Below are 13,131 nucleotides of genomic sequence, written 5' to 3' on the forward strand. Positions count from 1 at the left end.
CCGTTTCCCAGCCATCCCTCTCGCTGGCACGATAGATCGCGTCGATGAATTTCTGGTTGAGGCGCGAGCTTTCCAGCGTCACCACCTCTTCCACCTCGCCCTTCGCGGCGCGCGCGAAGGCTTCCGCCTCGAGCTTGTACTGGCGCGCGTCCTGGAAACGGAAGAGCTGCGACTGGGCGTGATTCTGGTTGGTAAGCTCCACCTCCTCGCGGCCGTAGCGGTCCGCATTGAAGGGCGACTTCACTTCGATATAGCCCTGGTCGCCGTGGAAGACCATCACCTGGCGGGCGGCGAGCTGGGTGGAGATGTAGAAGCTCAGCTCGAAATCGCCGAAGTCGGCGCGCACGCTCGAATAGATGTCGGTGCCGAATTCCGGATCGCGATCGGTATTGGCCTGGACGCGCAGCGGCTCCTTGCCGGTGGTGAACCGCGTGGTGATCGCCGGATAGACGCCGATGTCAGGCAGGCCGCCGCCCCCGAGCGCCGGAACGTTGCGCATGTTGCCGGGATCGCGATTGTAATAGGTGAAGGCGCCCTGGACATGCTTGAGCTTGCCGATGGCGCCCTCGGCGATGAGCGAGCGCACCTTCCGCCAGACGGGGCTGTAGGTGACCATATAGGCTTCCGAGATGAGCACCCTGTTGCGATCGCGCGCCGCGATCACCGCGTCGATCTCCTCGGCCTTCAGCGCCAGCGGCTTCTCGCAAAGCACATGCTTGCCGGCATCGGCCGCCTTGATCGCCCAGTCGACGTGCTGCGAGGTCGGAAGCGGAATGTAGACGGCGTCGATTACGTCCGAGGCGAGCATCTCCTCATAGGAACCGAAGGCATGCGGTACCGAGAAGCGATCGGCCATCGCCCTCGCTTTTGCCACATCGCGGCTGGCGATTGCCGTGACGACGCAATTCTCGGCGTCCTGAATGGCCGGCACGACCAGTTCGCGGCCGATCCTGGCCGTCGACAATATTCCGAAGCGCAACATGGGGCAGTCTCCTGTTAGAGCGGACTCGCGAAGAAAGGCAGAGGCTCCCTCGGCCCGCACCTGTGTGGGGATCGATCGCGTTCTGATTTTTCCAGATCGCACGATCAGGGCGGCGCCGAGACTATCGCCGAGGTACGTGCCTAGCAAGGCTTGAACTGACCAGAAAAACCAATCCGGCGGGTGTCATCGGCGGGGAACTGGCCTATGTTTCCCCGGCAATCCTCCCAATCGCAGCTTGTTTTCATCCAACCAACGTGGAGCGAAACCATGGAAATGCGCAGACTTGGCCGCACGGGTCTTTCAATCGCCCCGCTCGTCTTCGGCGGCAATGTGTTCGGCTGGACAGCGGACGAGAAGACGTCTTTCGCGCTTCTCGATGCCTTTTTCGATGCCGGTTTCAACGCCGTCGACACGGCGGATGTCTATTCTTCCTGGGTCCCCGGAAACCGGGGCGGCGAGTCCGAGACGATCATCGGCAAATGGCTGAAGCAATCCGGACGCCCGCGCGACCGGGCAGTGATCATCACCAAGGTCGGCTCCGAACTTGGACCCGGCCGCAAGGGGCTCTCGCGCCGCTGGATCCTCCAGGCGGTCGAGGACTCGCTGAAGCGCCTGCAGACCGACCATATCGACCTCTATTTGTCGCATTGGCCGGATCCGGAAACGCCCTGCGAGGAGACGCTCGCCGCCTATGAGACGCTGCTTTCGCAAGGCAAGGTGCGGGCGATCGGCGCCTCGAATCTCGATGCCGGACAATTGCGCGGCGCCCTCGATGTCGCGGCGGCAAAAGGCCTGCCGCGCTACGACGTGCTGCAGCCAGAATATAACCTCTACGACCGCGCCGCCTATGACGGCGCCTTGCGCAACCTCTGCATCGCCGAGGAGATCGGCGTTATCACCTATTTCAGCCTGGCGCGCGGCTTCCTCTCCGGCAAGTACCGTTCGCACACGGATCTCGAAGGCTCGGCCCGTGGCGGCGGCGTCGAAAAATATCTCGACGGGCGCGGCATGCGCATTCTCGGCGTGCTCGACGAGATTGCCGAGGAGACCGGCGCGAAACAGGCGGAGATCGCACTCGCCTGGATCATCGCCCGCGACGGCGTCACCGCACCGATCGCCAGCGCTACCAGTCTCGATCAGGTCGCGAGCCTCGTGAAATCGGCGGAACTCAAGCTCTCGGAGGAGGCGATTCAGCTGCTCAACGACGTGAGCCAGTAGCGGCCGATTGAAACCCCTCCCCAACCCCTCCCCACAAGGGGGAGGGGCTTACGATGCCGCACCCGCTCCGTTCACGCCTCGACGACTCCGCACGCTCGGAAGTTGACGATGGGCAGTGGCCGGGCGACGCGTGCAAGCCCCTTGCGGGGTGGGGTTGGGGAGGGGTGAATATTACGACGCCCTCACGAGCTCCGGATAGCCCGGGTAGAGATGCGCATGGCTGCCTAAATGGTTGGCCACGCCCGGCTTCGTCAACAATCCGCGCGGCTCGGCGAAGCTGCGGATCCTCCGCTGCGGTCGCTCATGCCACTGGATGTTGAAGGCCCACAGCTTCGGGAAGAAGCAGAGCGAGGCATAGGGAAGGTGGTCGTGGATCCACCAGGCGAGGCTCTGCCAGCCGCCCTCGCCATGCTCCCGGTCCCAGACCCAGGGAATGACGATGCAGGCGGTCGCGCCCATGCAGCCGTCCGCGTCGCGCATGTCCCAGATATGGTCGGCGGCCGTCGCGGCATTGGTCGAGCAATTGAGCTTGTTGGCATTGCCGAATTCGTTGACGGCGCGGTTGCGATAGGCGGAGCGGATGTGCAGCCGGCCGAAGGTCGCCTGCAGCGGTTCGAGCAGTTCCTCGCAGAGCTTGCAACCGGCCTCGACGGCAAGGTCCGGGTCGTCCGGGATGTTCGGGATCCGGTAGAAATCGGCGATCTCGGAATGCAGGAAATCGCGTAGGAAGAAGTTTTTCGACAGGCGCACGCGGCCGAGATCTTCCAGCGATTTCATCGACCCCGGTTTCCTCATTCTCTCTACCCTCCGCTTGTCATGTCCTGCTGATCGAAACGCCGCCATCGACCAGCAATGCCGTGCCGGTGATGAAGCTAGCACCGTCGGAGGCAAGATAAAGCGCGGCCTCGGCGATTTCCGCCGGCTGCGCCATGCGCTTCAGCGCGTGCAGGCCTTCGACGAAGCCGCGCGTCTCGGGAGAAGCACCCGGCAGGTTCGCGGCATTGGAGGGGGTGTCGGTGCCGCCCGGCAGCAGCGCGTTCACCCGGACGCCGCGGGCTCCGAGCTCGACCGCCAGAGACTGTACGAGGCCGACCAGCCCGGCCTTGCTGGCCGCATAGGCGGCCATGCCCGGGAACCCTGCCGTATAGCCGACAAAGCTCGAGGTGAAGACGAGCGAACCGCTGCCGCGCGCAAGCATGGCCGGTGCCTGATGCTTGGCGGCGAGAAAGGCGCTGGTCAGGTTGGTATCGAGCGTTTCCCGCCATCGCTCGACCGAGAGCGACGAGACCTCGCCCATGGCGCCCAGTGCGCCGGCATTGTTGAAGGCAATGTCCAGTCCGCCGAAGCGACCGAGCGCCAGATCGACAAGCGCCTCGTTCAAGCTTTCGTCGCGCAGGTCGCCGGAAAGCAGGGCCGCTTCACCGCCCTCTTCAGTGATCTCGCCTACGAGCTGCTCAAGGGCCTCAACGCGCCTTGCGGCGACGACGACCTTTGCGCCTTCCCGGGCAAAGAGGGAGGCAGCCGCACGGCCTATTCCAGAACTTGCACCCGTCACGATCGCCACTTTTCCTTCAAGTCTCGCCATGCTGTGTTCCTCACGCCTGTTGTCGTTGACGAGCGGAAGAATCCCAGATGGCGGCTGTTGCGGCCACCCGATTTCGGTGCAGCGAAGGCGGCCGGGCCCGCAGGCACTCGACGGCAAGGAAGCACAACTTGCGCATTTTGCCCGAGAACAGGAACAAATGCCCGTGTCTGATGTTGAGAGGGGCGTCACTGCCCAATCTCCCCACCGGACAAGGAAGGAATCGACAATGCCCAGGGAAAAGACAATGGACGACCTGTTCTACGACGGGCTCAAGGACATCTATTATGCCGAGCGCAAGATCCTGAAAGCTCTTCCGAAGATGGCACGCGGCGCGCAGGCACCGGAGCTCAAGGCGGCGTTCGAAAAGCACCGCGAACAGACGGAAACTCATGTCGAGCGGCTGCAGCAGGTCTTCGAATTGATCGGCAAACGCGCCCAAGGAAAAACTTGCGAAGCGATCGAGGGGATTATTGCCGAGGGCGAAGAGATCATGGATGAGTTCAAGGGCACGGCCGCCCTCGACGCTGGCCTGATCTCTGCTGCGCAATCTGTCGAGCATTACGAGATCGCCCGCTACGGCACCTTGAAGACCTGGGCGCAGACGATCGGTCTCAAGGACGCGGTGCCGCTTCTCGATGCAACGCTGAAGGAAGAGGTCGTCACCGACCAGGACCTGACGAAACTTGCAACAGCCAAGGCGAACAAGAAGGCCGCGTAACCGCTATCGGCGACCGGCGAAGGGGCCGGTCGCCGATCATGCCGGATAGCGGAAGAAATCGATGAAGGCCCGGAGCGCCGGGCGCATCTGGCGACGGCTCGGATAATAGAGGGGCCGGCATGGGCCGTACACCAGTCCTGGGGCACCTGCAGTAATTTCCCCTCCTCCACGTAGCGGCTGACGCGTGGCTCGAAAGGGTAGAAAGCCGGCTACCGGCCATGGGTATCGCAATTCTGTTGCGATACCCTAACTATGATGGTGCCCGGAGGCATCGGAGGCGAATGCACGATCCCGCGGACCGCAGTCGTGCGCCGCCCAGGAACGGAGGAATGAAGCATGTCCGACGAGCAGGCCATCAGCGCAGTCGTCCATCTCTATGTCGACGGCATGGCTTTCGCCAATGAGGCGGCGCTGCGAAAGGCCTTTCATCCAAGCGCCTCGATCGTTGGCAACTACAAGGACTCGGTCGAATGGCTCACACGCGACGCCTTCATCGCCGCCGTCTCGAAAGAAGGTTCGGCACCGCCGGAGACGCAGCCGCTGATGGAGGTGGATCTGATCCACGTCACCGGCGACACGGCGAGCGTCAAGGTGATCGATGAATTCGGCGGCTCGCGCTATACGGACTACTTGTCTCTGCTGAAGGTCGACGGGCGCTGGCTGATCGTCAACAAGGTCTGGCATCGCCACGCGTAGTCCCCCCGGGTCAAGTCGAGGGTATCATGCGGCAAGAAGGATCCGGAAAGGCGATCGCAATCGACCATGTGCAACTCGCCATGCCGGAAGGCGGCGAAGCGGAGGCTCACCGGTTCTATGCCGGCCTGCTCGGAGTTCCCCAGGTGCCTAAGCCGGCCAATCTCGCGGCGCGCGGCGGTTGCTGGTTCGAGCAAGCCGGCCTCAAGATCCATCTCGGTGTCGAGAGGGACTTCTCACCTGCTCGCAAGGCGCATCCCGCCTTCCTTGTCGATGATCTCTTTGCGCTGATTGCACGGCTTCAGGCGGCTGGATGCGACGTCATCGAAGGCGAGCCGCTTACCGGCTTCATGCGTCGCTATGTGAGCGATCCGTTCGGCAACAGGATCGAACTGATGCAGCCTGTTGGCTGACGCTCGCGGGCGATGGGCGGGGTGATCACCCCTCCCCAACCCCTCCCCACAGGTGGGAGGGGTTTCGATACCGCGCCGACTTCCCATCTCCGTCGCCGTTGCAACAGCCTCAGGGAATTGAGGAAACAGAGGAGCGTGCCGCGAGCGCCTAGCCCCTCCCCCTTGTGGGGAGGGGCTGCGGAGGGGTCTTCTCTAAACCAACCGATGGTCAGGCGCGCAGCACGCCGCCGGTGCTCTTGGCGACGTTGGCGACGATCCGGGCGGTCAGCGTCTCGAAATCCTCGTCGGTCAGCGTGCGCTCGACCGGCTGGATCGTCACTTCGATCGCAATCGACTTCTTGCCTTCACCGAGCGAAGACCCTTCGAAGACGTCGAAGACATTGACGCCGGTGACCAGCTTGCGGTCGGCGCCGGATGCGGCCCTTGCGATTGCCGCCGCTTCCACCGTCTTGTCGACGACGAAGGCGAAGTCGCGCTTCACCGCCTGGAACGGCGAGAGCTCGAGTGCCGGCTTGGTGCGCGTCGTCTTCTTCTTCGGCTCCGGCATGGCGTCGACATAGATCTCGAAGCCGGCGATCGGGCCGGATACATCGAGGGCGTCGAGGGTCTTCGGGTGGAACTCGCCGAAGGCGCCAAGCACAATCTTCGGGCCGAGCTTGATCGTGCCGGAGCGGCCCGGATGATACCAGGCCGGACCGCCCGATTCGAACTGGACGTTACCCATCGGCACGCCGCAGGCCTCGAGCACGGCGATCGCATCGGCCTTCGCGTCGAAGACGTCGACCGGCTTGCCGCCGCCCTTCGCAGCATTCGACCAGAGCCGGCCGGCGCCGTTCAGCGATGCGGTGCCGCGGCGCACACCACCGGCGACGCGGCGCTGCGTCTCGGGCGTGTCGCCCTCATAGGTGCCGGACACCTCGAAGATCGCCACATCGCCATAGCCTTTGTCGGCATTGCGCTGCGCGGCGGTCAAAAGCCCCGGCAGCAGCGACGGCCGCATGTCGGACATGTCGGCGGCGATCGGATTGGCGAGCTTCAGCGCCGGCTGCCCGCCGCCGAAGAGCTTCGCCTGGTCTTCGGAGATGAACGACCAGGTGACCGCTTCGAGCATGCCGCGGCTTGCCAGCGCGCGTCTCGCCTGGCGGGTGCGGATCTGCAGCACCGTGAGGATCTTGCCGTTGACGGCGTTGTGGCTCGGCAAGGCCGCGGCGACGATGTTGTCGACGCCATGGATGCGCATCACTTCCTCGACGAGGTCCGCCTTGCCGTCGACGTCGGGCCGCCAGGAGGGCACGGTGACGCGGAAGCGCTCGCCGGAGCCCTCGACGCCGAAGCCGAGCTTCTGGAGGATCGAGACGCTCTCCTCGGACGAGACTTCGAGACCGGTCAGGCGCTTGACTTCCGAGACCGGGAAGTCGACGACCTTGGGTGTGTGGCCCTCATAGCCGACGACATCCAGCTTCGCTGCCGTGCCGCCGCAGAGCTCCAGCACCAGTTCGGTCGCCCGTTCGAGGCCCGGCACCATGTATTCCGGATCGACGCCACGCTCGAAGCGATAGCGCGCATCGGTGATGATGCCGAGGGTGCGGCCGGTCTTGGCAATGTTCATCGGATCCCAGAGCGCCGATTCGATCAGCACATCGGTGGTCGCCTCGTCGCAGCCGGAATGCTCGCCGCCCATCACGCCGCCGATCGATTCGATACCGTCCTCGTCGGCAATCACCACATTGGCGGGCGACAGCGTGTATTCGCGGGTATCGAGGGCCAGCACCTTCTCGCCTTCCCTGGCGCGGCGAACCGTGAGGTTGCCGGTGACCTTCGCCGCGTCGAAGACGTGCAGCGGCCGGCCCTGGTCGAAGGTGAGATAGTTGGTGATGTCGACCAGCGCATTGATCGGCCGAAGCCCGATCGCCGTCAGCCGCTGGCGCATCCACGCCGGGCTCGGGCCATTCTTGACGCCGCGCACCAGGCGGAGCGCGAAGCCGGGGCAGAGATGCCGGTCTTCGCCGAGATCGAGCCGGACCTTGACCGGTGTCTGGCCTTCGACCGGGAAGGACGGCGCCGGCCGCGTCTTCAGGGTGCCGAGGCCGGAAGCGGCGAGGTCGCGCGCAATGCCGTGGACGCTGGTGCAATCCGGCCGGTTCGGGGTCAGGTTGATCTCGATGACCGGATCATCGAGGCCCGCATAGGCCGCGTAGCTCGTGCCGAGCGGCGCATCCTCGGGCAGGTCGATGATGCCGGTATGATCGTCGGAAATCTCCAATTCCTTTTCCGAGCACATCATGCCGCGGCTCTCGACGCCGCGGATATTGCCGATCGAAAGCGTCACGTCGATGCCGGGCACATAGGTGCCCGGGGCGGCAAAGGCGCCGACGAGCCCCTTGCGCGCGTTGGGCGCGCCGCAGACGACCTGCACCGGCTCACCGGAGCCGGTGTCGACCTTCAGAACCTTCAGCTTGTCGGCATTCGGGTGCTGCTCGGCGGAAATGACCCTGGCGATGACGAAGGGCTCGAAGGCGGCCTTGTCGTCGACCTCCTCGACCTCGAGCCCGATCATCGTCAGGCGCGCGCAGATTTCCTCGAGCGAGGCGTCGGTTTCCAGATGGTCCTTCAGCCAGGAAAGCGTGAACTTCATGATTTCACCTGTGTCCTAATATCTTTGCGCAAGTCAGGCCGAAAGGCCGCCGAACAGCGTCGGCATGTCGAGCGGGCGGAAGCCGTAATGGGTCATCCAGCGGACGTCGGCATTGAAGAAGTCGCGCAGGTCCGGCATGCCGTATTTCAGCATGGCGATGCGGTCGAGGCCCATGCCCCAGGCAAAGCCCTGATACTCGTCCGGATCGAGGCCGCCGGCGCGCAGCACGTTTGGATGCACCATGCCGCAGCCGAGGATTTCCATCCAATCCTTGCCTTCGCCGAACTTGACGATCGGGCCGGAGCGGTCGCACTGGATATCGACCTCGAAGGACGGCTCGGTGAACGGGAAGAAGGACGGGCGGAAGCGCATCGTCACCTGATCCACCTCGAAGAAGGCCTTGCAGAATTCCTCGAGAACCCAGCGCATGTTGGCGACGTTCGCCGTCTTGTCGATGACCAGACCCTCGACCTGATGGAACATCGGCGAATGGGTGGCGTCGGAATCCTGCCGGTAGGTCTTGCCGGGAATGATGATGCGGATCGGCGGCTGCTCGGCCTCCATCGTGCGGATCTGCACCGGCGAGGTATGGGTGCGCAGCACCTTGCGCTCGCCGTTGTCGTCCGGCTGGAAGAAGAAGGTGTCGTGCATCTCGCGGGCCGGGTGACCTTCGGGGAAGTTCAGCGCCGTGAAATTGTAATAGTCGGTCTCGATGTCCGGACCCTCGGCGATCGAGAAGCCCATGTCGCCGAAGATCGCGGTGATCTCGTCGACGATCTGGCTGATCGGATGGATGCGGCCGCGCTCGGCCGGCGACGAGCGCAGCGGCAGGCTGATATCGACCGTCTCGCGAGCCAGCCGCTCGGCGATCGCCGCGTCCTTGAGGGCGAGCTTGCGGGCCGAAATCGCCTCGGTGACGATATTCTTCAGCGCATTGATGCGGGCGCCGCGCGTCTGCCGCTCTTCCGGGCTCATCGTGCCGAGCGTCTTCAGGAGTTCCGAAATCGAGCCCTTCTTGCCGAGCGCACCGACACGCAACGCCTCGATCGCCCCCTCGTCGGCGGCGGCATCGATTTCCGCCAGCAATGTCCGTTCCAAAGTTTCCAGTTCGCTCATTCTGTCCTGCCTCGATGCGGGAATGGTTCGGTATATCGGTTCGACACTTCAGCGATGTGATCGCCGGCGACCGGCCGAATAAGAAAAACCCGCGCCAGCCCTGCCAGCGCGGGTTTCCCAACAATTTCAGAAACGGTCTTGGGAAAACGCTGGCTTAACGGACAGCGCTTTCAAACTCGTTTGCCGTGCCGGCTTCCTTGAGATAGGCGAGCGCCTTCTTGGAAGCCTCGACGAGGGCGCCGAATGCTGCCGGCTCATGGATCGCCATGTCGGACAGAACCTTGCGGTCGACTTCGATGCCAGCCTTGTTCAGGCCGTCGATGAAGCGGCCGTAGGTCAGGCCGAATTCACGGACGGCAGCGTTGATGCGCTGGATCCAGAGGGCGCGGAAATTGCGCTTGTTAACCTTGCGGTCGCGGTAGGCGTACTGCTTGGAACGGTCGACCGCTGCCTTGGCGGCGCGGATCGTGTTCTTGCGGCGGCCGTAGAAACCCTTGGCGGCCTTGAGCGTCTTCTTGTGCTTGGCGTGAGCGGTTACGCCGCGTTTTACACGTGCCATGTCATGATCTCCTTAAGTATCCAATATGTCCGACGTCTCAGAGACCGTTCGGCAGGTAGTTCTTGACGACCTTCTTGCCATCAGGCTCGGCGAGGACCATGGTCCCGCGCGCGTCGCGAATGAACTTGTTGGAACGCTTGATCATGCCGTGGCGCTTGCCAGCAGCGGCAGCTCTCACCTTGCCAGTAGCGGTGACCTTGAACCGCTTCTTGGCAGACGACTTCGTCTTCATCTTGGGCATTTTGCTACTCCATTGTTCTTGATATGCGAAACCGGCTGACGAGGCTGGTTTCCAGCGTTAAGAACGGCCACGGCATGCCCTGCCGGACCGTTCGGACGGTGGGCTTGTAGCCGAAGTCCTGCAAAAGCGCAAGCCGCCCGTTGATCATCGCGAACGGCTACAGCGCCGCGCGTCTTATCAGACGCGCAAAGGTCGCTGTAGCACTTTGAATTGCTGCATGTCTTTATCCTTAAATCGACGTCGATTTAAGGAGACATGCAGTAGCCGCGGCGTCAGGCGGGATCGCGCACCGGACGCTGCACGACCCTGACCGGAAAGGTCAGCCGCGCCCTCAGCCCGCCGAGGTCGGACTGCTCGAGGGTCAATGAGGCGCCGTAAGCGTCGGCGATGTCGGCACTGATCGCGAGACCCAGCCCCGTGCCTTCGGGCTCCCGGTCGCCGGTGCTGTCGAGCCGCGCGCCACGCTTGAGGATCGGCACGCGGTCCTGTTCGGCAATGCCAGGTCCGTCGTCCTCGATCAGGATGGTGATTGCGCCGCCGGCCCGGCGTGCCGAGAAGCGGATCAACGTGCGTGCCCACTTGGCGGCGTTGTCGAGCAGATTGCCGAGGCATTCGGCAAGGTCGGCCGGATCGACGTCGAGAGAAAGCGCGCTGTCGATCGAGACCTTCCAGGCGACATCGCGCTCGGCGGTGACGGGACGAAGGACGCTGACGAGCTTGCCGCCAAGGCCCATGACCGAGGTCGTCGCCATGCGCTCGACGCCCATGCGCGCGGCCTGCAGCTGCCGGTCCGCCCGCTGGCGGGCGAGCTCCACCTGCCGGAGCGCCAGGGCCCGATCCTCCGGCGGCAGCCGATCGGCAAGCTGGGCCAGCACGGTCAGCGGCGTCTTTAGGCCGTGGGCGAGATCGCTGGCGCGGGCACGCGCCCGCTCGACCGCGATTTCGCGTTCCTTCAGGAGCAGGTTGATCTCGTTGACCAGCGGCTGCACCTCGCTTGGACCGGCAGTGCCGAAATCCCGGTCGCGGCCGGCGCGCACCGAAGCCGCCCGCTCGCCGAGGCGGCGGAGCGGCACGAGCCCGATGGCATTCTGGAAAAAGGCGGCCGCGGCCAGAACCCCGGCCGTCGCAAGCAACATCAGCCGCAGCGGCGCTTGGAAATCGTTCAGCGCTTCCTCGAGTTCCCGTTGCGGAAACGCCGCTGACGCAACAAACGGGATCGCCGGGGCATTCTCACCAAGCGACAGGGCCCGGCTGTGCACCAGCATCGGATGTCCGTCCGGACCCTCGGTGACGGAAAAGCCCTCGTAGCGCGAACCGACCGGCGCGTCGGCATCGATCGCCACGTCCCAGAGCGAGCGCGACCGGAGATTATTGCCGTCGACGGGTGAGATCTGCCAGTAGCGACCGCCGTTCGGCAGGTCGAAACGCGGATCTGCCGGCTCGCGCGCCAGCATCAGCTTGCCGTCTCCCAGGGCCAGTTCGGCGGCCAGCGTGTCGACGATCGTCATCATCTCGCTGCGGTACCGCTCGACCACGTAGTCGGTGAACAGCCGCGTCAGGGAAAGCCACGCCACGAGCAGAACGAGGCCGATCGCGATCACCGCTCCGACCGCCAGCCGCAGCCGCAGCGAGCGCATCATGAAGGGTCGTCCGGCAGGAGATAGCCGAAGCCGCGTCGCGTCTCGATGGCGCCGCTCTCGGTCTTGCGGCGCAACCGGGCGATCATCGCCTCGACGGCGTTCTTGGCCGAATCGTCGTCGCGTCCCTGGACATGGCCTGCCAGTTCGAGCGGGGTCAGCACCTCGCCCTTGCGTTCGATGAAGTAGGCGACCATGCGATATTCGAGCGGGCTGAGGTCGAGCGCCTCGCCGTCGAAGGTGACCCGGCGGGTCGCCTCGTCGAGCGTGAAGCGGCCCGCCGATTTGACGATCTGAAAACGCGGGCCGGCCCGCCGCAAGAGCGCTCTCAGCCGCGCCAGCAGTTCCTCGGCTCGAAACGGCTTGGGAATGTAGTCGTCGGCGCCGGCCTCGAAACCGTCGACCCGTTCCATCCAGGATCCGCGGGCGGTCAGGACGACCACGGGCGTTTCCACGCCGTCGTGCCGCCACCGCTTGAGGATCGACAATCCATCGAGGCCAGGCAGACCGAGGTCGAGGATGATGGCCGCATAGCCAGCGTCCTCGCCGCGCTCCCAGATGTCGGGGCCATGTGCAAGCGTATCGACCGCGTAGCCTTCGGCCTCGAGTTTCCCGCGAACATGGCCCGCGATGTTGAGGTCGTCCTCTGCCAGTAGTATGCGCATGTCTGCCTCAGAATTTCACGAATCTGCCGGTGCGCGCATCGATCCTGAGGTCGCGGATGACGCCTGCGCCATCACGCGTCTTCAGCTGGTAGACGTCGCTGCCCATGTAGCGCACCAGATCGACCGCGATGACCATGCCGTAGAGATTGTGATCGACCAAAGCGAGCAGCCTGCTGAGCGGCAGGATCTCTCCCTTGGCGACGGCCTCGCGCGCATCCTCCTGGCTCCTGGTTTCCCGGTTCCTGCTGTCTTCGGCCGCCGGCCGGCTGCTATGGCCTCCGCCTGTACCGGTATCGCCGGTGCTGCCGCCGGCATCCGACTTGCCGCGGCTGCTCTTGCCGTCCTCGGCCAAAGCGGCACCGCTGGCGGACAACGGCACGGCACACGACGCGAACGACCAGCAAAGAAATGCGGCCAGACTCCGGCGCATGAGCGAGGCGGGACGATGCGGTGCTGCGCGCTCCAGGCAGATATGGTCTCTCATTATCCCCTCAACACAGGTCGCCACAACATCCGACAGAAAAGTGACGGAAACAGGGGTGGAACTTCATTTCTTGCTGAAACGGTCGTGCCCCTCGCAGCAGGAACGATGCGAGAGGCAGGAATTTGATGAGTCCGCGGCGATGGCGACAGCCATCGCCGCGGAGAGGGACTCAGCCCAGAATCGGA

The 13,131-nt window shown here is 64.2% G+C and carries 14 protein-coding genes and 1 pseudogene; 4 read left to right on the forward strand and 11 right to left on the reverse strand.

The annotated features are described in order from the left end of the window. Nucleotides 1-982: Gfo/Idh/MocA family protein (locus N181_RS13660; protein WP_060563438.1), on the reverse strand; the 982-nt coding region annotated here is incomplete at its 3' end. A 267-nt stretch (nt 983-1,249) separates the two neighbouring features. On the opposite strand from N181_RS13660, the gene N181_RS13665 reads away from it, so the two are divergent. After that, nucleotides 1,250-2,200 (forward strand): aldo/keto reductase, encoded by a 951-nt coding sequence (locus tag N181_RS13665; RefSeq protein WP_037397288.1) that lies wholly within the window; start codon nt 1,250-1,252, stop codon nt 2,198-2,200. Between the two features lie 171 nt (nt 2,201-2,371). Here N181_RS13665 and N181_RS13670 read toward each other — a convergent pair whose 3' ends face one another. Both N181_RS13670 and N181_RS13675 read right to left on the reverse strand, forming a co-directional pair. After that, complete coding sequence (locus N181_RS13670) at nt 2,372-2,995, reverse strand: hypothetical protein (protein ID WP_037397286.1); 624 nt, start codon at nt 2,993-2,995, stop codon at nt 2,372-2,374. A 19-nt stretch (nt 2,996-3,014) separates the two neighbouring features. Further along, nucleotides 3,015-3,785 carry an SDR family oxidoreductase gene (locus N181_RS13675; RefSeq protein WP_037397283.1) on the reverse strand — a complete coding sequence of 257 codons (771 nt, stop codon included), beginning with the start codon at nt 3,783-3,785 and terminating at the stop codon, nt 3,015-3,017. A gap of 226 nt (nt 3,786-4,011) precedes the next feature. Between N181_RS13675 and N181_RS13680 the strand changes: the two genes are divergently transcribed. Then, nucleotides 4,012-4,503 (forward strand): YciE/YciF ferroxidase family protein, encoded by a 492-nt coding sequence (locus N181_RS13680; protein WP_014330725.1) that lies wholly within the window; start codon nt 4,012-4,014, stop codon nt 4,501-4,503. Nucleotides 4,504-4,539: 36 nt separating this feature from the next. On the opposite strand, the pseudogene N181_RS34760 reads toward N181_RS13680, so the two are convergent. Next, a pseudogene (locus N181_RS34760) lies at nt 4,540-4,703 on the reverse strand (LysR family transcriptional regulator); the annotation flags it as partial. A gap of 136 nt (nt 4,704-4,839) precedes the next feature. Between N181_RS34760 and N181_RS13685 the strand changes: the two are divergent. Both N181_RS13685 and N181_RS13690 read left to right on the forward strand, forming a co-directional pair. Further along, the gene (locus N181_RS13685) at nt 4,840-5,199 is read left to right on the forward strand and encodes a nuclear transport factor 2 family protein (RefSeq protein WP_037397282.1); all 360 of its coding nucleotides are present in this window, start codon (nt 4,840-4,842) and stop codon (nt 5,197-5,199) included. 26 nt (nt 5,200-5,225) lie between these two features. Next, entirely contained in the window at nt 5,226-5,609 is a 384-nt protein-coding gene (locus N181_RS13690) for a VOC family protein (RefSeq protein ID WP_037397268.1), read from the forward strand. A 208-nt stretch (nt 5,610-5,817) separates the two neighbouring features. On the opposite strand, the gene pheT is transcribed toward N181_RS13690, so the two are convergent. The 7 genes from pheT to N181_RS13725 all read right to left on the reverse strand — a co-directional run bounded on the left by pheT (nt 5,818) and on the right by N181_RS13725 (nt 12,946). Then, the gene (pheT, locus tag N181_RS13695; protein ID WP_037397262.1) at nt 5,818-8,244 is read right to left on the reverse strand and encodes a phenylalanine--tRNA ligase subunit beta; all 2,427 of its coding nucleotides are present in this window, start codon (nt 8,242-8,244) and stop codon (nt 5,818-5,820) included. A 33-nt stretch (nt 8,245-8,277) separates the two neighbouring features. After that, nucleotides 8,278-9,360 (reverse strand): phenylalanine--tRNA ligase subunit alpha, encoded by a 1,083-nt coding sequence (gene pheS / locus N181_RS13700; RefSeq protein ID WP_037397259.1) that lies wholly within the window; start codon nt 9,358-9,360, stop codon nt 8,278-8,280. Between the two features lie 154 nt (nt 9,361-9,514). After that, nucleotides 9,515-9,919 (reverse strand): 50S ribosomal protein L20, encoded by a 405-nt coding sequence (rplT, locus tag N181_RS13705; RefSeq protein WP_012710091.1) that lies wholly within the window; start codon nt 9,917-9,919, stop codon nt 9,515-9,517. 37 nt (nt 9,920-9,956) lie between these two features. Beyond that, on the reverse strand, nt 9,957-10,160 hold the full coding sequence (rpmI, locus tag N181_RS13710) for a 50S ribosomal protein L35 (protein ID WP_014330719.1): 204 nt from the start codon (nt 10,158-10,160) through the stop codon (nt 9,957-9,959). 272 nt (nt 10,161-10,432) lie between these two features. Beyond that, entirely contained in the window at nt 10,433-11,800 is a 1,368-nt protein-coding gene (locus N181_RS13715) for a sensor histidine kinase (RefSeq protein ID WP_037397257.1), read from the reverse strand. Then, complete coding sequence (locus tag N181_RS13720) at nt 11,797-12,462, reverse strand: response regulator transcription factor (protein ID WP_014330716.1); 666 nt, start codon at nt 12,460-12,462, stop codon at nt 11,797-11,799. The genes N181_RS13715 and N181_RS13720 overlap by 4 nt, the downstream gene beginning before the upstream one ends. 7 nt (nt 12,463-12,469) lie before the next feature. Beyond that, a complete protein-coding gene (locus tag N181_RS13725) occupies nt 12,470-12,946 on the reverse strand; it encodes a PepSY domain-containing protein (RefSeq protein WP_014330715.1) in 477 nt (158 codons plus the stop codon). Nucleotides 12,947-13,131 lie beyond the last annotated feature (185 nt).

The organism is Sinorhizobium fredii USDA 205 (assembly GCF_001461695.1).
Taxonomy (GTDB): domain Bacteria; phylum Pseudomonadota; class Alphaproteobacteria; order Rhizobiales; family Rhizobiaceae; genus Sinorhizobium; species Sinorhizobium fredii.